The organism is Citrobacter sp. wls711, from assembly GCF_005281055.1.
GTDB lineage: Bacteria > Pseudomonadota > Gammaproteobacteria > Enterobacterales > Enterobacteriaceae > Citrobacter > Citrobacter gillenii.
Window position 1 is genome coordinate 55,070 of sequence record NZ_SZXC01000058.1, and the last position, 20,966, is coordinate 76,035.

Annotated in this window: 21 protein-coding genes; 16 read left to right on the plus strand and 5 right to left on the minus strand. The window is 53.9% G+C overall.

Annotated elements, in window-relative coordinates; all coding sequences use genetic code 11:
• Positions 1-17 precede the first annotated feature (17 nt).
• Positions 18-638, plus strand: a complete 621-nt coding sequence (rhtC, locus tag FDW98_RS17625) for a threonine export protein RhtC (protein ID WP_096758919.1) — start codon at positions 18-20, stop codon at positions 636-638.
• 45 nt (positions 639-683) lie between these two features.
• On the opposite strand, the gene rhtB is transcribed toward rhtC, so the two are convergent.
• A complete protein-coding gene (gene rhtB, locus FDW98_RS17630; protein WP_096758918.1) occupies positions 684-1,304 on the minus strand; it encodes a homoserine/homoserine lactone efflux protein in 621 nt (206 codons plus the stop codon).
• 110 nt (positions 1,305-1,414) lie between these two features.
• Between rhtB and pldB the strand changes: the two genes are divergently transcribed.
• The 3 genes from pldB (at position 1,415) to FDW98_RS17645 (ending at position 4,226) form a co-directional block, all read left to right on the plus strand.
• A complete protein-coding gene (gene pldB, locus FDW98_RS17635; RefSeq protein ID WP_096758917.1) occupies positions 1,415-2,431 on the plus strand; it encodes a lysophospholipase L2 in 1,017 nt (338 codons plus the stop codon).
• A 14-nt stretch (positions 2,432-2,445) separates the two neighbouring features.
• A complete protein-coding gene (yigL, locus tag FDW98_RS17640; RefSeq protein WP_096758916.1) occupies positions 2,446-3,246 on the plus strand; it encodes a sugar/pyridoxal phosphate phosphatase YigL in 801 nt (266 codons plus the stop codon).
• An 80-nt stretch (positions 3,247-3,326) separates the two neighbouring features.
• Positions 3,327-4,226, plus strand: coding sequence for a carboxylate/amino acid/amine transporter (locus tag FDW98_RS17645; RefSeq protein ID WP_096758915.1), 900 nt, complete (start codon positions 3,327-3,329; stop codon positions 4,224-4,226).
• On the opposite strand, the gene metR is transcribed toward FDW98_RS17645, so the two are convergent.
• Positions 4,129-5,067, minus strand: a complete 939-nt coding sequence (gene metR / locus FDW98_RS17650; RefSeq protein ID WP_096758914.1) for an HTH-type transcriptional regulator MetR — start codon at positions 5,065-5,067, stop codon at positions 4,129-4,131. The two genes, FDW98_RS17645 and metR, sit on opposite strands and share 98 nt — an antisense overlap.
• Positions 5,068-5,302: 235 nt before the next feature.
• Between metR and metE the strand changes: the two genes are divergently transcribed.
• On the plus strand, positions 5,303-7,564 hold the full coding sequence (gene metE / locus FDW98_RS17655; RefSeq protein ID WP_096758913.1) for a 5-methyltetrahydropteroyltriglutamate--homocysteine S-methyltransferase: 2,262 nt from the start codon (positions 5,303-5,305) through the stop codon (positions 7,562-7,564).
• Between the two features lie 103 nt (positions 7,565-7,667).
• On the opposite strand, the gene FDW98_RS17660 is transcribed toward metE, so the two are convergent.
• On the minus strand, positions 7,668-8,477 hold the full coding sequence (locus FDW98_RS17660) for a dienelactone hydrolase family protein (RefSeq protein WP_096758912.1): 810 nt from the start codon (positions 8,475-8,477) through the stop codon (positions 7,668-7,670).
• A 265-nt stretch (positions 8,478-8,742) separates the two neighbouring features.
• Between FDW98_RS17660 and udp the strand changes: the two genes are divergently transcribed.
• From udp to tatD, 9 genes are all read left to right on the plus strand, one after another.
• Positions 8,743-9,504: a uridine phosphorylase gene (gene udp, locus FDW98_RS17665; RefSeq protein WP_003828923.1), complete on the plus strand. Its 762-nt coding sequence runs from the start codon at positions 8,743-8,745 to the stop codon at positions 9,502-9,504.
• A gap of 141 nt (positions 9,505-9,645) precedes the next feature.
• A complete protein-coding gene (gene rmuC / locus FDW98_RS17670; RefSeq protein ID WP_096758911.1) occupies positions 9,646-11,076 on the plus strand; it encodes a DNA recombination protein RmuC in 1,431 nt (476 codons plus the stop codon).
• Between the two features lie 94 nt (positions 11,077-11,170).
• A complete protein-coding gene (ubiE, locus tag FDW98_RS17675; protein WP_096758910.1) occupies positions 11,171-11,926 on the plus strand; it encodes a bifunctional demethylmenaquinone methyltransferase/2-methoxy-6-polyprenyl-1,4-benzoquinol methylase UbiE in 756 nt (251 codons plus the stop codon).
• Between the two features lie 13 nt (positions 11,927-11,939).
• A complete protein-coding gene (ubiJ, locus tag FDW98_RS17680; RefSeq protein ID WP_096758909.1) occupies positions 11,940-12,545 on the plus strand; it encodes a ubiquinone biosynthesis protein UbiJ in 606 nt (201 codons plus the stop codon).
• Positions 12,542-14,182, plus strand: a complete 1,641-nt coding sequence (ubiB, locus tag FDW98_RS17685) for a ubiquinone biosynthesis regulatory protein kinase UbiB (RefSeq protein WP_096758908.1) — start codon at positions 12,542-12,544, stop codon at positions 14,180-14,182. The genes ubiJ and ubiB overlap by 4 nt, the downstream gene beginning before the upstream one ends.
• 78 nt (positions 14,183-14,260) lie before the next feature.
• A complete protein-coding gene (gene tatA / locus FDW98_RS17690) occupies positions 14,261-14,515 on the plus strand; it encodes a Sec-independent protein translocase subunit TatA (RefSeq protein WP_096758907.1) in 255 nt (84 codons plus the stop codon).
• Positions 14,516-14,518: 3 nt separating this feature from the next.
• On the plus strand, positions 14,519-15,067 hold the full coding sequence (gene tatB, locus FDW98_RS17695; protein ID WP_096758906.1) for a Sec-independent protein translocase protein TatB: 549 nt from the start codon (positions 14,519-14,521) through the stop codon (positions 15,065-15,067).
• A 2-nt stretch (positions 15,068-15,069) separates the two neighbouring features.
• Positions 15,070-15,858 (plus strand): Sec-independent protein translocase subunit TatC, encoded by a 789-nt coding sequence (gene tatC, locus FDW98_RS17700; protein ID WP_096758905.1) that lies wholly within the window; start codon positions 15,070-15,072, stop codon positions 15,856-15,858.
• Between the two features lie 41 nt (positions 15,859-15,899).
• On the plus strand, positions 15,900-16,682 hold the full coding sequence (gene tatD, locus FDW98_RS17705) for a 3'-5' ssDNA/RNA exonuclease TatD (RefSeq protein ID WP_096758904.1): 783 nt from the start codon (positions 15,900-15,902) through the stop codon (positions 16,680-16,682).
• A 7-nt stretch (positions 16,683-16,689) separates the two neighbouring features.
• Here the strand turns inward: tatD and rfaH are convergent, their stop codons facing one another.
• Positions 16,690-17,178: a transcription/translation regulatory transformer protein RfaH gene (gene rfaH, locus FDW98_RS17710; RefSeq protein ID WP_096758903.1), complete on the minus strand. Its 489-nt coding sequence runs from the start codon at positions 17,176-17,178 to the stop codon at positions 16,690-16,692.
• 204 nt (positions 17,179-17,382) lie between these two features.
• On the opposite strand from rfaH, the gene ubiD reads away from it, so the two are divergent.
• Positions 17,383-18,876: a 4-hydroxy-3-polyprenylbenzoate decarboxylase gene (gene ubiD / locus FDW98_RS17715; protein ID WP_096758902.1), complete on the plus strand. Its 1,494-nt coding sequence runs from the start codon at positions 17,383-17,385 to the stop codon at positions 18,874-18,876.
• Positions 18,877-18,916: 40 nt separating this feature from the next.
• Complete coding sequence (fre, locus tag FDW98_RS17720; protein WP_096758901.1) at positions 18,917-19,618, plus strand: NAD(P)H-flavin reductase; 702 nt, start codon at positions 18,917-18,919, stop codon at positions 19,616-19,618.
• Between the two features lie 183 nt (positions 19,619-19,801).
• On the opposite strand, the gene fadA is transcribed toward fre, so the two are convergent.
• Positions 19,802-20,965: an acetyl-CoA C-acyltransferase FadA gene (fadA, locus tag FDW98_RS17725; protein WP_096758900.1), complete on the minus strand. Its 1,164-nt coding sequence runs from the start codon at positions 20,963-20,965 to the stop codon at positions 19,802-19,804.
• Position 20,966: the final 1 nt, after the last annotated feature.

The window sequence follows — 20,966 nt, forward strand, 5'->3', positions numbered from 1 at the left end:
CCCCGCGAGTCATTTTTATGTTAACGCTATTTTTTACCGTTGCGTTGGTACACATCGTAGCGCTGATGAGTCCTGGCCCCGATTTTTTCTTTGTTTCGCAAACGGCCGTTAGCCGCTCGCGCAAAGAGGCGATGATGGGTGTGCTGGGTATTACCTGCGGCGTCATGGTCTGGGCGGGCGTGGCACTGCTCGGTCTGCATCTGATCATCGAAAAAATGGCCTGGCTGCACACTATTATTATGGTCGGCGGTGGTCTGTATCTGTGCTGGATGGGGTATCAGATGCTGCGCGGCGCGTTTAAAAAACAGGACGTTGCGGCACCCGCGCCGCAGGTTGAGCTGGCGCAGAGCGGACGCAGTTTTTTAAAAGGTCTGCTGACCAACCTGGCGAATCCCAAAGCCATTATCTATTTTGGCTCCGTCTTTTCGCTGTTTGTCGGCGACAACGTCGGTACCGCTGCCCGTTGGGGTATTTTCGCGCTGATTATCGTCGAGACGCTGGCGTGGTTTACCGTGGTTGCCAGCCTGTTTGCACTGCCGAAAATGCGTCGTGGCTATCAGCGTCTGGCGAAGTGGATTGACGGCTTTGCCGGCGCGTTATTCGCGGGCTTCGGCATTCATCTGATTATTTCGCGTTAACTTACCAGTAGGCCGGATAAGCGGTAGCGTCATCCGGCACTGATCTCAGGCATGCCGTGCTGACGCCAGCAGGGCACCTATCAGCATAAACAGCGAACCAAACACTTTGTTCAGCGCCTTCATTTGCTTTGGCCCTTTAATCCAGCCCGCAATGCGGGTAGCCAGCGTCGCATAACCGATCATCACAATAATATCGACCACGATGGTGGTCACGCCCAGCACCACGTACTGCATCAACTGCGGCTCCTGCGGCATGATGAACTGCGGGAACAGGGCGGCGAGAAATACAATGCTCTTTGGGTTGGTCAGGTTGACGAAGACGGCGCGCTTGAACAGGCGACTGCGTGATTGCGTATTGGCGATGGTGTTCAGGTCGATGGCTCCCGCCGCGCGCCATTGCTGAATGCCCAACCAGATAAGATAGGCTGCCCCCGCCCACTTTAGTACCTCAAAGGCGATCACTGACCGTGAGAATAGCGTTCCTAGCCCAACACCGACCAGCACGATATGAATGCCAAGCCCGGTCTGCAAACCGGCAATCGACGCCGCTGCTCCCCGATAACCATGGCTGATGGCGGTTGTCATGGTGTTGATCGCCCCTGAACCTGGCGACAAGCTCAAAACAATGGACGTCAGCAGGTAGGCGAACCACCATTCAAAGGTCATGAGAAACTCCCGACTTGTCTATTTTTATGCCACAATACGCTACTGCCGATGCGTTGTAACAGGCTCGGCAAAAAAAACGATTTTACTTGGTCAACGAGGCTGGATACCCGATGTTTCAGCAGCAAAAAGACTGGGAAACAAGAGAAAACGCGTTTGCCGCTTTTTCCATGGGGCCACTGACAGATTTCTGGCGTCAGCGGGAGGAAGCGGAATTCACTGGCGTAGATAATGTTCCCGTACGCTTTGTTCGCTTTCGTGCAGAAAAAAACGATCGCGTCATCGTCGTTTGTCCCGGGCGCATAGAAAGCTACGTAAAATACGCTGAACTGGCGTATGACCTGTTTTATTCTGGTTTTGACGTCCTCATTATCGACCATCGTGGCCAGGGGCGTTCCGGGCGGATGCTCTCGGATCCGCACCGTGGACATGTGGATAACTTTAATGACTATGTCGACGATTTGACCGCCTTCTGGCAGCAGGAAGTGCAGCCAGGTCCATGGAGAAAACGCTATATACTGGCGCATTCCATGGGAGGCGCTATTGCCACGCTGTTCCTACAGCGCCACCCTAATCAGTGTGATGCTATTGCCCTCAGCGCCCCGATGTTCGGGATCGTGATGCGCTTTCCCGACTGGATGGTGCGCCATATTCTTGACTGGGCTGAAGGGTATCCGCGCATTCGCGAAGGCTATGCGATGGGGACCGGTCGCTGGCGGGCGTTGCCGTTTGGGATGAATGCGCTCACCCATAGCCGACAGCGCTATCGGCGTAATCTGCGCTTCTATGCTGATGATCCGCAGTTGCGCGTAGGCGGTCCGACCTATCATTGGGTGCGTGAAGGCATTCTGGCGGGTGAGCAGGTGTTGGCCGGGGCCGGAGATGATGCGACCCCGACGTTGCTTATTCAGGCTGAAGAAGAGCGTGTGGTGGATAACCGCATGCACTATCGTTTTTGTGAACTCCGCGCTGCAGCGGGCCATCCTGTAGAAGGAGGTCAACCGCTGGTCATAAAAGGCGCCTACCATGAGATCCTTTTTGAAAAGGACGCAATGCGCTCAGTCGCGCTCAACGCCATTGTTGAATTTTTCGACAGGCATAACTCATCCAGCGGACACCGCTTTGCTTAGAGGTTTAATTTTTTATGTATCAGGTAGTTGCATCTGATTTAGACGGTACGCTGCTTTCCCCCGACCATACCCTGTCCCCGTATGCCAAAGAGACGCTGAAACTGCTGACGGCTCGTGGCGTGAATTTTGTGTTCGCGACCGGCCGTCATCATATTGATGTAGGGCAAATTCGCGACAATCTCGGCATTAAGTCCTACATGATCACCTCCAACGGTGCGCGCGTACATGATACTGACGGGAATCTTGTGTTCTCGCATAACCTGGATCGCGACATTGCCAGCGATCTGTTTGGTGTGGTGAATGCGAACCCGGATATCGTGACCAACGTGTATCGCGACGATGAGTGGTTTATGAACCGCCATCGCCCGGATGAAATGCGTTTCTTTAAAGAAGCGGTGTTTAACTACTCGCTATTTGAACCTGCGCTGCTGGAGCCGGAAGGCGTCAGTAAAGTGTTTTTCACCACCGACTCTCACGAAATCCTGCTGCCGCTGGAGCAGGCGATTAACGCCCGTTGGGGTGATCGTGTGAACGTCAGTTTCTCCACGCTGACCTGTCTGGAAGTGATGGCGGGTGGCGTATCAAAAGGCCATGCGCTGGAAGCGGTGGCAAAAGCGATGGGCTTCAGCCTGAAAGACTGTATCGCCTTTGGTGACGGCATGAACGACGCCGAAATGCTATCGATGGCGGGAAAAGGCTGCATTATGGGTAATGCACATCAGCGCCTGAAGGATCTGCACCCGGAGCTGGACGTGATTGGGCTTAATGCCGACGATGCTGTGCCGCATTATCTGCGAGAACTGTTTTTACAGTAACGGAACCGCTCATTAGTTAGTCAGTTGTCAACCGTGAACTTCGCTACAATGGGTGTATCTTTTGTTCAGAGACATCTATTGTGGCGCTACTCATCATTACCACTATTCTGTGGGCCTTTTCCTTTAGCCTGTTTGGCGAGTACCTTGCTGGTCATGTCGATAGCTATTTTGCCGTGCTGGTGCGGGTCGGACTGGCTGCGCTGGTGTTCCTGCCATTTCTGCGTACCCGCGGCCACAGCGTAAAAACTATTGGTCTGTACATGCTGGTGGGTGCCATGCAGCTTGGCATCATGTATATGCTGAGTTTCCGTGCTTATTTGTACCTGACGGTTTCCGAGCTGCTGTTATTTACCGTCCTGACACCGCTCTATATCACACTGATTTATGACCTGATGAGCCGACGCCGTTTACGCTGGAGCTACGCGTTTAGCGCACTGCTGGCGGTGATTGGGGCGGGGATCATTCGTTACGATCAGGTGACCAGTCATTTCTGGACCGGTCTGCTGCTGGTACAGCTTTCCAACATCAGCTTTGCCATCGGCATGGTGGGCTATAAGCGTCTGATGGAAACCCGTCCCATGCCGCAGCACAACGCCTTTGCCTGGTTTTATATGGGGGCATTACTGGTGGCGGTCGTTGCCTGGCTTATAGTAGGGAATGCGCAAAAAATGCCTGAAACTTCGCAGCAGTGGGGGATTCTGGTGTTCCTTGGCGTGGCGGCATCGGGCATCGGTTACTTTATGTGGAACTACGGCGCGACGCAGGTAGATGCAGGCACACTGGGTATCATGAACAATATGCATGTGCCTGCGGGGCTGTTGGTTAATCTGGCCATCTGGCACCAGCAGCCTCACTGGCCAAGCTTCATCATTGGTGCGGCTGTTATAGTGGCCTCACTGTGGGTGCATCGAAAGTGGGTCGCTCCGCACTCCGCACAAACGGCAGGTGATCGCAGGCGTGATTCCGCGCTGAGCGAATAAATGCTTCGGTGACCGGCTGACGCTGCTCGCCATCGCGCACAGCGGCGTACAGTCGGCTCCACAATCCATCTCCCAGGGTTTTGGTCACCACCAGGCCCTGGCGTTCAAAACTCTCCACTACCCAGTGCGGCAGAGCTGCAATGCCCATTCTGGCGGCTACCATCTGGATCAACAGCAGGGTGTTATCCACGCTCTTCAGTGACGGACTAACGCCCGCAGGCTGCAGGAAATGCCGCCAGACATCCAGTCGGCTGCGCTGTACCGGATATATCAACAGGGTTTCGCTGGCTAAATCTTCCGGTGTTATCTGCGTTTTGCTGGCCAGTGGGTGATCGGGTGCCAGAATCAGACGGACTTCAAAATCAAACATCGGTGAATAGTGCAGGCCACTGCGCGGCAGAATGTCAGATGTCATCACCAGGTCCAGCTCATCCTGCTGCAGGGCTGGTTGCGGATCGAAAGTCACGCCGGATTTAAAATCCATCTCTACCTGTGGCCAGTTAGCACGGAAATTCTCCAGCGCGGGGGTCAGCCACTGAATACAGCTGTGACATTCAATGGCGATGCGCAGCCGGGTTTGCTGCGGTTCGTTGCATGCCTGAAGCGCGCGACCGATTTGTGGCAACACCTGATTGGCCAACTGCAACAAAATTTCACCCTGTGGCGTAAAACGTAGCGGCTGGCTTTTACGCACAAATAGCCGAAAGCCGAGGCGTTGTTCCAGATCGCTGAACTGGTGAGACAGGGCGGATTGGGTCTGATGCAACGTCGCTGCTGCGCCTGCCAGCGACCCACTGTTCCGCAACGCCTGTAGCGTTTTCAGATGCTTAATCTCGATCATGAAAGTCCTTCACTTCGGCATGAATAAATTGCGCTTGAGGAATATACAGTAACCGCCAATTATGGATGTGTAAACATCTGGACGGCTAAAATCCTTCGTCTTTTAAATTTATGGTGCGTTGGCTTCGTTTCCCCACCCCAGTCACTTACTTCAGTAAGCTCCTGGGGATGAGCAAACTTGCCGCCTTCCCTAAATTCAAAATCCATAGGATTTACATATAATTAGAGGAAGAAAAATGACAATATTGAATCACACCCTCGGTTTTCCTCGCGTTGGCCTGCGTCGCGAGTTGAAAAAAGCGCAAGAAAGCTACTGGGCGGGCAACGCCTCTCGTGAAGAATTGCTGGCAACGGGTCGCGAACTGCGCGCTCGTCACTGGGATCAACAAAAGCAAGCTGGCGTTGACCTGCTGCCAGTGGGCGATTTCGCCTGGTACGATCATGTGCTGACCACCAGTTTGCTGCTGGGTAACGTTCCGGCCCGTCATCAGAACAATGATGGCTCTGTCGATATCGACACCTTATTCCGCATTGGCCGTGGTCGCGCACCGACCGGTGAACCGGCGGCAGCGGCAGAAATGACCAAATGGTTTAATACCAACTATCACTACATGGTGCCTGAATTTACCAAAGGTCAGCAGTTCAAACTGACCTGGACTCAACTGCTGGATGAAGTGGACGAAGCGCTGGCGCTGGGCCACAAAGTGAAGCCCGTCCTGCTGGGTCCAGTCACCTACCTGTGGCTGGGGAAAGTGAAGGGTGAGCAGTTTGATCGCCTGAGTCTGCTGAACGACATCCTGCCGGTTTACCAGCAGGTGCTGGCTGAGCTGGCGAAACGCGGTGTTGAGTGGGTACAGATTGATGAACCTGCGCTGGTGCTGGAGTTGCCCCAGGAATGGCTGAACGCCTTTAAACCGGCGTACGATGCGCTGACCGGGCAGGTGAAGCTGCTACTGACTACCTATTTCGAAGGCGTGACGCCGAATCTGGATACCATCACCGCGCTGCCGGTACAGGGTCTGCACGTGGATCTGGTTCATGGTAAAGATGATGTAGCCGAGTTGCACTCGCGTTTGCCCGCTAACTGGCTGCTCTCCGCAGGCCTGATTAACGGCCGTAACGTCTGGCGCGCCGATCTGACCGAGAAATATGCACAGATTAAAGACATTGTCGGGAAACGTGAGCTGTGGGTCGCCTCCTCCTGCTCCCTGCTGCACAGTCCTATCGATCTGAGTGTCGAAACCCGCCTGGATGCCGAAGTGAAAAGCTGGTTTGCCTTCGCCCTGCAAAAGTGCGGTGAACTGGCGCTGCTGCGTGATGCGCTGAACAGCGGCGATACTACTGCACTGGTCACGTGGAGTGCGCCAATTCAGGCGCGTCGTCAGTCAACCCGCGTCCACAATGCGGCAGTGGAAAAACGTCTGGCGGCAATCACCGCGCAGGACAGCCAGCGTACTCACGCTTACCCGGTACGTGCCGAAGCCCAGCGTGCGCGCTTTAACCTGCCAGCGTGGCCGACCACCACCATCGGTTCCTTCCCGCAAACCACGGAAATCCGCGGCCTGCGTCTGGATTTTAAAAAGGGTAACCTGGATGCGGGCAACTACCGCACCGGTATCGCCGAGCACATCAAACAGGCGATCGCTGAGCAGGAACGTTTAGGCCTGGACGTGCTGGTACACGGCGAAGCCGAGCGTAACGACATGGTTGAATACTTTGGCGAGCATCTGGATGGTTTTGTCTTTACTCAGAATGGTTGGGTACAGAGCTACGGCTCCCGCTGCGTGAAGCCGCCGGTAGTGATTGGTGACGTGAGTCGTCCGGAAGCGATTACCGTTGAGTGGGCAAAATACGCCCAGTCGCTGACTGACAAACCGGTCAAAGGCATGCTGACAGGCCCGGTGACCATTCTTTGCTGGTCATTCCCGCGCGAAGATGTGACCCGCGAAACCATCGCTAAGCAGATTGCGCTGGCACTGCGTGACGAAGTCGCCGATCTGGAAGCCGCCGGTATTGGCATCATCCAGATTGATGAACCGGCGCTGCGTGAAGGTCTGCCGCTGCGTCGTAGCGACTGGGCAGCGTATCTGGAATGGGGTGTCGAGGCCTTCCGCATCAACGCCGCGGTGGCGAAGGATGAAACGCAGATCCACACCCACATGTGTTACTGCGAGTTTAACGACATCATGGATTCCATCGCTGCGCTTGATGCCGACGTGATCACCATTGAAACCTCGCGTTCCGACATGGAGCTACTGGAGTCGTTCGAAGAGTTCGACTACCCGAACGAAATCGGGCCGGGCGTGTACGACATTCACTCGCCAAATGTGCCAAGCGTGGAATGGATTGAAGCCCTGCTGAAGAAAGCGGAACAGCGTATCCCGGCTGAGCGTCTGTGGGTGAACCCGGACTGTGGTCTGAAGACTCGTGGCTGGCCGGAAACCCGCGCGGCGCTGGCGAACATGGTGAAAGCGGCGCAGAACCTGCGTCAGGCTTAATTCGGTGCCCGATCGCCGGGGGCGTTAACGCTGACCCGGCCAACAGGAACGTGCAAGTCGTTGTAAGCCCGGTAAGGCGTAGCCGCCACCGGGCGATTAACATTTATTTCTTCCCACCATACTGCGCAAACCACGCCAGCATTCTTTGCCAGCCGTCATTGGCGGACTCTTCGTGATAGCTCGGGCGATAATCCGCGTTAAAAGCATGCCCGGCATCGGGATACACCACGATTTCTGCTTTGGCATTCGCCGCGCGCAATGCCTGACGCATGGTTTCCACGCTATCTTGTGAAATGCTGGTGTCCTGCGCGCCATAAAGCCCCAACACGGGGGCGTTAAGATCGGTAGCGATGTCGACAGGATGCCTGGGCGAGTTCAGCGTTTTGTCGCCGACCAGTTTGCCATACCATGCCACTGCCGCTTTTAACTGTGGGTTGTGTGCGGCATACAGCCAGGTGATGCGTCCACCCCAGCAAAAACCAGTGATCATCAGTCGGTGTGCGTCACCACCGTTGCGTGAGGCCCAACTGGCGACGTGGTCCAGATCGGCCAGTACCTGAGAGTCCGGGACCTTGGCCACCAGGCCGCTTAACAGCGTTGAAATATCGGCAAAATCATTCGGATCGCCCTCGCGAAAGTAAAGCTCTGGAGCGACAGCCAGATACCCTTCCAGCGCCAGGCGGCGACAAATATCACGGATGTGTTCATGAACGCCAAAAATTTCCTGCACGACGATAACAACCGGTAGCGGACCTTCGCTGTGCTTCGGGCGTGCATGATACGCAGGCATATCATCGCCTTGAGACGGAATCGACGTTATTCCCGCGATGATTTCGTTATCCGGGGTGTGAACCGCCGTTGCTGCGGGTGGGGATACTGCAGGTGCAAAGCCAGATTGTCGTGTTGTTGCCATGGTATTCTCCGTACCCTTAAGTATTTAGCCAAATAGCGCATCATTAACTATAGACGCGTGCAACGAACCACATTGCCTTAAACGGTCTATCTTTTGTGCAAGGCTTGCCTGTATCGAACAGTTAATGTGATGCTCATCACTATTTGACGGTAATGAAATGCAATTGATTTACATCAAGGTGATGGCTGTCACGAAAATATGTTTATGCCTTCGGTAAAGTGTGTTTTTGCTTCTTCTGACAAAACCGATTCACAGAGGAGTTTTTATGTCTAAGTCTGATGTTTTTCATCTCGGCCTCACCAAGAACGATTTACAAGGGGCTACGCTTGCTATCGTCCCTGGCGACCCTGAGCGTGTGGAAAAGATCGCCGCGCTGATGGACAAGCCGGTTAAGCTGGCATCTCATCGCGAGTTCACTACCTGGCGTGCTGAGCTGGATGGTAAAGCTGTGATTGTCTGCTCTACCGGTATCGGCGGTCCGTCGACCTCTATCGCCGTAGAAGAACTGGCGCAACTGGGCATTCGTACCTTCCTGCGTATCGGTACGACCGGCGCTATTCAGCCGCATATCAACGTGGGCGACGTGCTGGTCACCACCGCGTCTGTCCGTCTGGACGGGGCGAGCCTGCACTTTGCACCGATGGAATTTCCGGCTGTTGCCGATTTCGAATGCACCACCGCGCTGGTGGAAGCCGCGAAATCTATTGGCGCGACTACCCACGTCGGCGTGACCGCCTCTTCAGATACCTTCTACCCAGGCCAGGAGCGTTATGACACCTTCTCTGGTCGCGTGGTGAGCCGTTTCAAAGGCTCGATGGAAGAGTGGCAGTCCATGGGCGTCATGAACTACGAAATGGAATCCGCTACGCTGCTGACCATGTGTGCAAGCCAGGGTCTGCGTGCCGGTATGGTTGCGGGTGTTATCGTTAACCGTACTCAGCAAGAAATCCCGAATGCTGAAACCATGAAGCAAACGGAAAGCCACGCGGTGAAAATCGTGGTAGAGGCTGCACGTCGCCTGCTGTAATTTTCTCTCCTTTCTGAAAAGGCCGACATGTTCGGCCTTTTTATTTTGCGCAGTACCTCGCAGGAAATTCCTTTTAAACTGGACGTTTATACAGCACAATTCTATTTTGTGCGGGTAAGTCGTTGCTGTAAGGGGGGCGTAGTGGATATTTCGATAATGATAAGTGCCGTCGTGGCGTTAGCTGCAGGGCTGCTTGTGGGCTGGCTGGCGACCAAAGCGCGTGCCGACCAAATCCGCGCGGATCTTATCGAAGAACGGCGTGAACTGGATATTGCGCTAAGCGCCGCACGTCAACAGCTGGCGCAGGAAGCCCACTGGCGCGACGAGTGCGAGCTACTCAACAACGAACTTCGCAGCCTGCAGAGTATTAACACCTCTCTGGAAGCCGATCTCCGGGAAGTCACCACGCGACTCGACGCGACGCAACAGCATGCGGAAGATAAAATCCGCCAGATGATCAACAGCGAACAGCGTCTGAGCGAACAGTTCGAAAACCTGGCAAACCGTATTTTTGAACACAGCAATCGTCGCGTTGATGAGCAAAATCGCCAAAGCCTGAATAGCTTGCTTACACCATTACGTGAACAGCTGGACGGTTTTCGCCGCCAGGTGCAGGATAGCTTTGGCAAAGAGGCGCAAGAGCGTCATACCCTGGCGCACGAAATTCGTAACCTCCAGCAACTGAACGCGCAGATGGCGCAAGAAGCGGTTAACCTGACACGGGCGCTGAAAGGCGATAACAAAACCCAGGGCAACTGGGGAGAAGTCGTACTCACGCGGGTACTGGAGGCGTCCGGTCTGCGCGAAGGCTATGAATATGAAACTCAGGTCAGCATAGAAAATGACGCACGATCGCGGATGCAGCCGGATGTTATTGTCCGATTGCCGCAGGGCAAAGACGTGGTGATCGATGCGAAAATGACGCTGGTGGCCTATGAACGCTACTTTAATGCAGAGGATGACTACACCCGCGAAAGTGCGTTACAGGAACATATCGCCTCCGTGCGTAACCATATTCGTCTGCTGGGCCGCAAAGACTACCAGCAGTTGCCGGGATTGCGTACGCTTGACTATGTGCTGATGTTTATCCCGGTTGAGCCCGCTTTTCTGCTGGCGCTGGACAGGCAGCCCGAACTAATTACAGAAGCACTCAGAAATAATATTATGCTGGTAAGCCCGACCACGTTGTTGGTGGCATTGCGCACCATTGCTAATCTGTGGCGGTATGAGCATCAAAGTCGTAATGCGCAGCAGATCGCGGACCGGGCCAGCAAGCTTTATGACAAAATGCGGCTGTTTGTCGATGATATGTCAGCAATTGGTCAGAGCCTGGACAAGGCACAAGATAACTATCGGCAGGCGATGAAAAAATTGTCTTCAGGGCGTGGAAACGTTCTGGCTCAGGCAGAAGCGTTTCGTGGATTGGGTGTAGAAATTAAGCGCGAGATTAATCCTGAACTGGCTGAACAAGCCACGAGCCAGGATGAAGAGTTTCGTTTACGTTCGGTCCCCGAGGCGCAACAAGACAAGACTTACCCCGATGGAGAGGCGGTAAATCAGCAATCAAACTAGCCCGTTTGGGTTAGTTGAACCCGGTAGAAGGGTAGGGCAAATTGGCCCAATCTGTTACACTTCTCGAACATTTTTTGGATGAGCAGGCACTGAGATGGTGGATAATTCACAAGAAACGACGCACTTTGGCTTTCAGACCGTCGCTAAAGAGCAGAAAGCTGACATGGTGGCCCACGTTTTTCATTCTGTGGCGTCTAAATATGACGTTATGAATGACTTAATGTCATTTGGCATTCATCGTTTGTGGAAGCGCTTCACCATTGATTGCAGTGGCGTGCGCCGTGGGCAGACTGTCCTGGATTTAGCCGGTGGTACGGGCGATCTGACGGCGAAATTTTCTCGCATGGTCGGTGAAACCGGGAAAGTGGTTCTGGCGGATATCAATGACTCAATGCTCAAAATGGGTCGCGAAAAGCTGCGCAACATTGGCGTGATTGGCAACGTCGAGTATGTCCAGGCGAACGCGGAAGCATTGCCGTTCCCGGACAACACCTTTGACTGCATTACCATTTCGTTCGGCCTGCGTAACGTCACGGATAAAGACAAAGCACTGCGTTCTATGTATCGCGTGCTGAAGCCTGGTGGACGTTTACTGGTGTTGGAATTTTCCAAGCCGATTATCGAGCCGCTGAGCAAAGCGTATGACGCATACTCTTTCCATATTCTGCCGCGTATCGGTTCAATGGTGGCAAGCGATGCCGATAGTTACCGCTATCTGGCGGAGTCCATCCGTATGCATCCCGATCAGGACACGTTAAAAGCAATGATGCAAGATGCCGGGTTTGAAAGCGTTGATTACTACAACCTGACGGCAGGTGTTGTTGCGCTGCATCGTGGTTACAAGTTCTGACAGGAGATCGGGGATGCCTTTTAAACCCTTAGTGACCGCAGGCGTTGAAAATCTGCTCAACACCTTTCTGTATCGTTCACCGGCACTGAAATCAGCCAGAACGCGTTTGCAGGGCAAGGTGCTGCGTGTAGATCTCAAAGGATTTTCGACCCCGCTAGTCGTGGTGTTTAGCGAACGCCAGGTTGATGTACTGGGGGCATGGGAAGGCGAAGCTGATTGCACCGTGATCACGCATGCCAGCGTGTTACCAAAATTGCGCGATCGCCAGCAGCTCACGGCGCTTATCCGCAGCGGCGAGCTGGAAGTGCAGGGCGATATTCAAGTGGTGCAGAACGTTGTCGCGCTGGCAGACCTGGCGGAGTTCGATCCCGCAGAACTGCTTGCCCCTTATACTGGCGATATCGTTGCAGAAGGGATCAGCAAGACCCTGCGCGGTGGGGCTACGTTTTTATGCCGTACCGTTCAACGTCAGCAGCGTTATGTTGCCGAAGCGATCACCGAAGAGTGGCGCATGGCCCCGGGCCCGCTGGAAGTTGCATGGTTTGCCGAAGAAACCGCTGCCGTTGAGCGTGCGGTCGACTCACTGGCCAAACGGCTGGAAAAACTGGAGGCCAAATGACGCCAGGTGAAGTACGGCGCCTTTATTTCATCATTCGCACTTTCTTAAGCTACGGTCTTGATGAACTCATCCCCAAAATGCGTATTACGCTGCCGCTTAGGTTGTGGCGCTACACGTTGTTCTGGATGCCAAACCGACATAAAGATAAACCGCTGGGTGAAAGGCTGAGACTGGCTTTGCAGGAGCTGGGACCGGTGTGGATCAAGTTTGGTCAAATGCTTTCCACCCGCCGCGACCTTTTTCCTCCGCAAATCGCCGATCAGCTTGCACTGCTGCAGGACCGGGTGGCCCCATTCGATGGGCAACGCGCAAAACAACAAATCGAAGAAGCAATGGGCGGACTCCCTGTTGAAGAATGGTTTGATGATTTTGACATCACCCCACTGGCATCTGCGTCTATTGCACAGGTACACACTGCGCGACTGAAATCGAACGGCGAAGAGGTCGTGATCAAGGTCATTCGCCCGGATATTCTGCCGGTCATCAGAGCCGATTTAAAACTGATCTATCGCCTTGCTCGCTGGGTGCCTCGCTTGCTGCCGGATGGTCGCCGCCTGCGGCCAACGGAAGTGGTGCGTGAATATGAAAAAACGCTGATCGATGAGCTGAATCTGCTGCGCGAGTCGGCGAACGCGATTCAGCTGCGGCGTAATTTTGAAGACAGCCCGATGCTGTACATCCCGGAAGTGTATTCCGACTATTGCAGTCAGAACATGATGGTGATGGAGCGTATTTACGGTATCCCGGTTTCAGATGTTGCCGCGCTTGAGAAGAACGGCACCAATATGCAACTGTTGGCTGAGCGTGGCGTTCAGGTCTTCTTTACTCAGGTATTCCGCGACAGCTTTTTCCATGCGGACATGCACCCTGGGAATATTTTTGTTAGCTATGAACACCCTGAGAACCCGAAATATATTGGCATTGACTGCGGGATTGTCGGTTCGTTGAATAAAGAAGATAAGCGCTACCTGGCGGAAAACTTTATCGCGTTTTTTAACCGCGACTACCGCAAGGTTGCCGAGTTGCACGTAGATTCTGGCTGGGTTCCGCCGGACACCAACGTCGAAGAATTTGAATTTGCTATTCGTACCGTGTGTGAACCGATATTTGAAAAACCGCTGTCGGAGATTTCATTTGGTCACGTGCTGTTGAACCTGTTTAACACCGCACGTCGGTTTAATATGGAAGTCCAGCCGCAACTGGTGCTGTTACAGAAGACATTGTTGTATGTTGAGGGCGTTGGTCGACAGCTGTATCCGCAGTTAGATTTATGGAAAACAGCCAAGCCATTTCTGGAGTCGTGGATTAAAGATCAGGTCGGTATTCCTGCGCTTGTCAGGGCTTTTAAAGAGAAAGCACCGTTCTGGGTCGAAAAAATGCCAGAAATACCTGAACTTGTGTATGACAGTTTGCGCCAGGGCAAATATTTACAACACAGTGTTGATAAGATTGCGCGCGAGCTTCAGGCGAATCATGTTCGTCAGGGACAATCCCGTTATTTATTGGGTATTGGCGCAACGCTGCTGTTAAGTGGGACATTCCTACTGGTAAGCCGTCCTGAGTGGGGTTTGATGCCTGGCTGGCTAATGGCGGGTGGCGTCATAGCCTGGCTGATAGGCTGGCGCAAAATGCGCTGAATTTTTCATCGCTCAAGGCAGGTCGTGTAACGTATACTACGGTCTTATTAATTCATCATCTATAACAGAGGAACATGTATGGGTGGTATCAGTATCTGGCAGTTGTTGATCATTGCCGTCATCGTTGTACTGCTATTCGGCACCAAGAAACTCGGCTCCATCGGTTCCGACCTTGGCGCGTCAATCAAAGGCTTCAAAAAGGCGATGGGTGATGATGAACCTAAGCAAGATAAAACCAGCCAGGACGCTGATTTTACTGCTAAATCTATCACCGATAAGCAGGGCGAAGTGAAAAAAGAAGACGCCAAAAGCCACGATAAAGAGCAGGTATAATCCGTGTTTGATATCGGTTTTAGCGAACTGTTATTGGTGTTCGTGATTGGCCTCATTGTTCTGGGGCCACAACGACTGCCGGTGGCGGTAAAAACGGTCGCGGGTTGGGTTCGTGCATTGCGCTCTCTTGCAACGACGGTTCAGAATGAACTGACCCAGGAGCTTAAGCTTCAGGAGTTTCAGGACAGCCTGAAGAAAGTTGAGAAAGCGAGCCTGACAAATCTGACGCCGGAGCTGAAAGCTTCGATGGATGAATTGCGTGAAGCTGCGGAGTCGATGAAGCGTTCTTACAGCGCTAACGACCCTGAGAAAGCCAGCGATGAAGCCCACACTATCCATAATCCGGTAGTGAAAGGGAGCGAAGCGCAGCATGAGGGGGTTACCCCGGCTACGGCTGAAGCGCAGGCCAGCTCGCCAGAGCAAAAACCGCAATCCACGGGTGCTAGTACGCCGGAACCGACGGAAGCCGCTTCCGTAACGTTGATGGACGCAGAAAAGAAATCCGCCGCGCCTGTTGTCGAATCCTCCCCCTCGTCGAGTGATAAACCGTAAACATGGCTGTAGAAGATACTCAACCGCTCATCACGCATTTGATTGAGCTGCGTAAGCGACTCCTGAACTGCATTATTGCGGTTCTGGTGATCTTTCTGGCGTTGGTTTATTTTGCCAACGACATTTACCATATGGTTGCGGCACCGCTGATCAAGCAAATGCCGCAGGGTGCGACGATGATCGCCACAGATGTGGCCTCGCCGTTCTTTACCCCGATCAAGCTCACCTTTATGGTGTCGCTGATCCTGTCAGCGCCAGTGATCCTGTACCAGGTATGGGCATTTATTGCTCCCGCGTTATATAAGCATGAACGCCGCCTTGTTGTGCCGCTGCTGGTTTCAAGTTCGCTGCTGTTCTATATCGGCATGGCATTTGCCTACTTTGTCGTCTTCCCGCTGGCGTTTGGTTTCCTTGCCAATACGGCTCCGCAGGGCGTACAGGTGTCGACGGATATTGCCAGCTACCTCAGCTTCGTCATGGCACTTTTCATGGCCTTTGGGGTCTCCTTCGAGGTTCCCGTTGCCATTGTGCTGCTGTGCTGGATGGGCATTACGACGCCTGACGAATTACGTAAAAAACGTCCTTATGTTGTCGTCGGCGCCTTTGTCGTGGGGATGTTACTGACGCCGCCGGATGTCTTCTCGCAAACGCTGTTGGCCATACCGATGTACTGCCTGTTTGAAGTCGGCGTTTTCTTCTCCCGTTTCTATGTCGGTAAGCGACGTACGCGAGACGAAGATAACGAGGCGGAGAACGAAAAAGCTGAAGCTGCCGATAAAACCGAAGAATAAATTCAACCGCCCGTAAGGGCGGTTGTCATATGGGAGGAAGCATGTTTGATATTGGCGTTAATCTAACCAGTACGCAATTTGCAAAAGACAGGGATGAGGTTGTCGCGCGCGCCTTTGCTGCCGGCGTAAATGGCATGCTTTTGACCGGAACTAACCTGCACGAAAGCCAGCAGGCGTTAAAACTGGCACAGCGTTATCCACATTGCTGGTCCACTGCGGGTGTTCACCCGCATGACAGTAGTCAATGGCAACCCTCAACGGAAGAGGCGATTGTGGCGCTGGCAAACCAGTCTGAAGTGGTCGCCATTGGTGAATGTGGGCTGGATTTCAATCGCAATTTCTCCACGCCGCAGGAGCAGGAGCGGGCGTTTGAGGCACAACTGCGTATCGCCGCTGAGTTGCAGATGCCGGTTTTCATGCATTGCCGCGACGCACATGACCGTTTCCTGACGCTGCTCGAACCCTGGCTGGACAGCCTTCCAGGCGCTGTATTGCACTGCTTTACCGGCTCACGCCAGGAGATGCAGGACTGCGTAGACAGGGGGCTGTATATTGGCATCACCGGATGGGTCTGCGATGAGCGTCGGGGCATGGAACTTCGGGAACTGCTGCCGTTTATCCCGGTGGAAAGGCTCCTGATCGAAACCGATGCCCCTTATTTACTCCCCCGCGATTTAACTCCGAAACCGGCTTCACGTCGTAATGAACCTGCGCACCTGCCGCACATTCTTGAGCGTATTGCGCACTGGCGTGGAGACGATCCTCAGCGCCTGGCAGCCGCTATCGACGCCAATGTCAGGACACTCTTCGAAGTCACCTTCTGAAGCGGATTTAGATTTTGCGAAAACCGGTGTTTTTCACGCTCTGCTTAACCTCTTTATTCAGCAGGTTAAGCAGCAGCATGGAGCGTGCCTCGCCATCTGGTTCGGTGAAAATTGCCTTCAGCCCTTCAAATGCACCTTCGGTGATAATCACGCTATCTCCTGGATGCGGGGTTTCAGGGTCAATAATCCCTTCTGGTTTGTAGATGGAAAGCTGGTGAATAACGGAAGACGGAACTGTTGCGGGTGTCGCACCAAAGCGGACGAAATGGCTGACGCCACGCGTAGCATTGATGGTGGTGGTGTGGATCACTTCCGGGTCGAATTCGACAAACATGTAGTTAGGGAAAAGTGGCTCACTGACTGTAGTACGTTTTCCACGCACTATTTTTTCCAGGGTGATCATGGGCGTCAGGCAGCTCACGGCCTGTCTTTCCAGGTGTTCCTGGGCACGCTGAAGTTGCCCGCGTTTGCAGTACAGTAAATACCAGGCTTGCATAATAACTCTTATCCGCTTGTTCTGAGCGTAAGCATAACAAAAGCCATGCACTAAGTTAATTATACCCGCCTCAACGCAACCCGAAACGCATTGGGTATATAATCCCTGCGCTTGCATGTACCGCCAGAGTTCACGCTAATTTAACAAAAATACAGCATCGCAATGATGAACGCCGTATAATGAGGCGCTTACGAAGAGGCCACAATGGACGCCATGAAATATAACGATTTACGCGACTTCCTGACGCTGCTTGAACAGCAGGGTGAGCTCAAACGCATTACGCTTCCAGTGGATCCTCATCTGGAAATCACTGAAATTGCCGATCGCACGCTGCGTGCGGGCGGGCCTGCGTTGTTGTTTGAGAACCCTAAAGGCTATTCGATGCCGGTGCTGTGCAACCTGTTTGGCACGCCAAAGCGTGTTGCAATGGGGATGGGACAAGAAGATGTCTCTGCGCTGCGGGAAGTGGGTAAGCTGTTGGCGTTTTTGAAAGAGCCGGAGCCGCCAAAAGGGTTCCGCGATCTGTTTGATAAGCTGCCGCAGTTCAAGCAGGTTTTGAATATGCCGACCAAACGGCTGCGCGGTGCACCTTGTCAGCAAAAAATCGCGTCAGGCGATGACGTCGATCTCAACCGTATTCCCATCATGACCTGCTGGCCGGAAGATGCCGCCCCGCTGATCACCTGGGGGCTCACCGTGACGCGTGGCCCGCATAAAGAACGGCAGAATCTGGGCATCTACCGTCAGCAGCTGATCGGCAAAAACAAGCTTATTATGCGCTGGCTTTCCCATCGTGGTGGCGCGCTTGATTATCAGGAGTGGTGTGCAGCCCATCCTGGTGAGCGTTTTCCAGTTGCGGTAGCGCTGGGGGCCGATCCGGCAACGATTTTGGGCGCGGTAACGCCGGTACCTGACACGTTATCGGAATACGCGTTTGCCGGACTGTTGCGCGGTACCAAGACCGAAGTGGTCAAATGTATTTCCAACGATCTCGAAGTCCCAGCCAGCGCGGAGATCGTGCTGGAAGGCTACATCGAACCGGGGGAGTTAGCGCCGGAAGGTCCGTACGGCGACCATACGGGTTACTACAATGAGGTGGATAGCTTCCCGGTCTTCACCGTCACGCACGTTACCCAGCGTGAAGATGCTATTTATCACTCCACCTACACCGGGCGTCCACCCGATGAACCTGCCGTGCTGGGCGTGGCGCTGAACGAAGTGTTTGTGCCGATTCTGCAAAAGCAGTTCCCGGAAATCGTCGATTTTTATCTGCCGCCGGAAGGTTGTTCGTATCGACTGGCGGTTGTCACGATCAAAAAACAGTACGCCGGTCATGCCAAACGCGTCATGATGGGCGTTTGGTCGTTTTTACGACAGTTTATGTACACCAAATTTGTTATTGTCTGCGATGACGATGTCAACGCACGTGACTGGAATGATGTGATTTGGGCGATTACCACCCGTATGGACCCGGCCCGGGATACGGTGTTGGTAGAGAATACACCGATAGATTACCTGGATTTTGCCTCGCCGGTCTCCGGCCTGGGTTCAAAAATGGGCCTGGATGCCACCAATAAATGGCCGGGTGAGACCCAACGTGAATGGGGACGTCCGATTAAAAAAGATCCCGAAGTGACTGCGCGCATTGACGCAATTTGGGATGAACTGGCCATCTTTAATGACGGCAAAAGCGCCTGAGGCGCGATCGTTTTGCCTATTGATCCGACAGAGAGAGCGCATGACAACCTTAAGCTGTAAAGTGACCTCGGTAGAAGCTATCACTGACACCGTATATCGCGTCCGTTTAGTGCCAGACGCGGCGTTTTCCTTTCGTGCTGGTCAGTATTTAATGGTCGTGATGGATGAACGAGATAAGCGTCCGTTCTCCATGGCCTCAACGCCGGATGAGCACGGGTTCATTGAGCTGCACGTGGGTGCCTCTGAGCTTAACCTGTATGCCATGGCCGTCATGGATCGCATTCTCCAGGATCGAGAAATCAACGTGGATATCCCGCACGGCGAAGCCTGGCTGCGTGACGATGAAGACCGACCGCTGATCCTGATTGCTGGCGGCACCGGCTTCTCTTATGCGCGCTCGATTTTACTGACCGCGCTGGCGCGCAACCCAAACCGTGACGTGACGATTTACTGGGGCGGGCGTGAAGAGAAGCATCTCTACGATCTCGGTGAACTGGAAGCGTTGTCTGTTAATCACCCGAACCTGCGCGTTGAGCCCGTGGTCGAACAGCCTGAAGAAGGGTGGCGTGGTCGGACGGGTACCGTACTAACGGCAGTATTGCAGGATCACGGCACGCTGGCTGAGCATGACATCTACATTGCCGGGCGTTTTGAGATGGCAAAAATCGCGCGCGATCTGTTCTGTAATGAGCGTCAGGCGCGTGAAGATCGCCTGTTTGGTGATGCGTTCGCTTTTATTTAAAAATAAAAAACCCGCCCCTGACAGGCGGGAAGAACGGCAACTAAACCTTCTCTCTTCGCCATTGGCACCAATGGCTTTGAGATAACATTTTGTAGGCCGGATAAGACATTTTTTACGTCGCCATCCGGCATCGTTGCCGGGGGCGCTTCGCTTGCCCGGCCTACAAGATGTGGCACTCTGTGATTACACTCTCTCAAATACCGTAGCGATACCCTGACCCAACCCAATACACATCGTCGCCAGACCAAACTGCACGTCTTTACGCTCCATCAGGTTCAGCAGGGTGGTGCTGATACGCGCACCGGAACATCCCAGCGGGTGGCCCAGGGCGATCGCACCGCCGTTGAGGTTGATCTTCTCGTCAATCTGCTCCATCAAGCCCAGATCTTTAATGCATGGCAGGATCTGCGCAGCAAAGGCTTCGTTCATTTCAAACAAACCGATGTCACTGACGGAAAGCCCGGCTTTTTTCAGCGCCAACTTTGAGGCTGGAACCGGGCCGTAACCCATGATTGACGGATCGCAACCGACCACCGCCATTGAGCGAATGCGCGCGCGCGGCGTCAGGCCCAGTTCGCGGGCACGGCTCTCGCTCATTACCAACATAGCAGCGGCACCGTCGGAAAGCGCGGAAGAGGTTCCGGCAGTGACCGTACCGCTAACCGGATCAAACGCCGGACGCAGGGTAGACAACGCTTCGAGGGTGGTTTCCGGACGGATCACTTCGTCGTAGTTAAACTGTTTCAACACGCCGTCGGCATCGTGACCGCCAGTCGGGATGATTTCATTTTTAAATGCGCCAGACTGGGTGGCAGCCCAGGCGCGAGCGTGTGAACGTGCAGCGAAAGCATCCTGCATTTCACGGCTGATACCGTGCATACGAGAGAGCATTTCCGCCGTCAGGCCCATCATCCCCGCGGCTTTTGCCACGTTGCGGCTCATTCCTGGATGAAAATCTACGCCGTGGCTCATTGGCACGTGACCCATATGCTCCACGCCGCCAATCAGGCAGGCCTGAGCATCGCCGGTCATAATCATGCGCGCCGCATCGTGCAGGGCCTGCATGGATGAACCGCACAAGCGGTTGACGGTGACAGCCGGGACGGAGTGTGGGACTTCCGCCAGCAGTGCGGCGTTACGGGCGATATTGAACCCTTGCTCCAGCGTCTGTTGTACGCAACCCCAGTAAATGTCATCGAGAGCCGCGGGCTCAAGCGCTGGATTCCGCGCCAGCAGGCTACGCATTAAATGTGCGGAGAGATCTTCTGCCCGCACGTGACGGAACGCGCCCCCTTTCGAACGGCCCATCGGGGTACGGATCGCATCAACAATTACAACCTGTTCCATT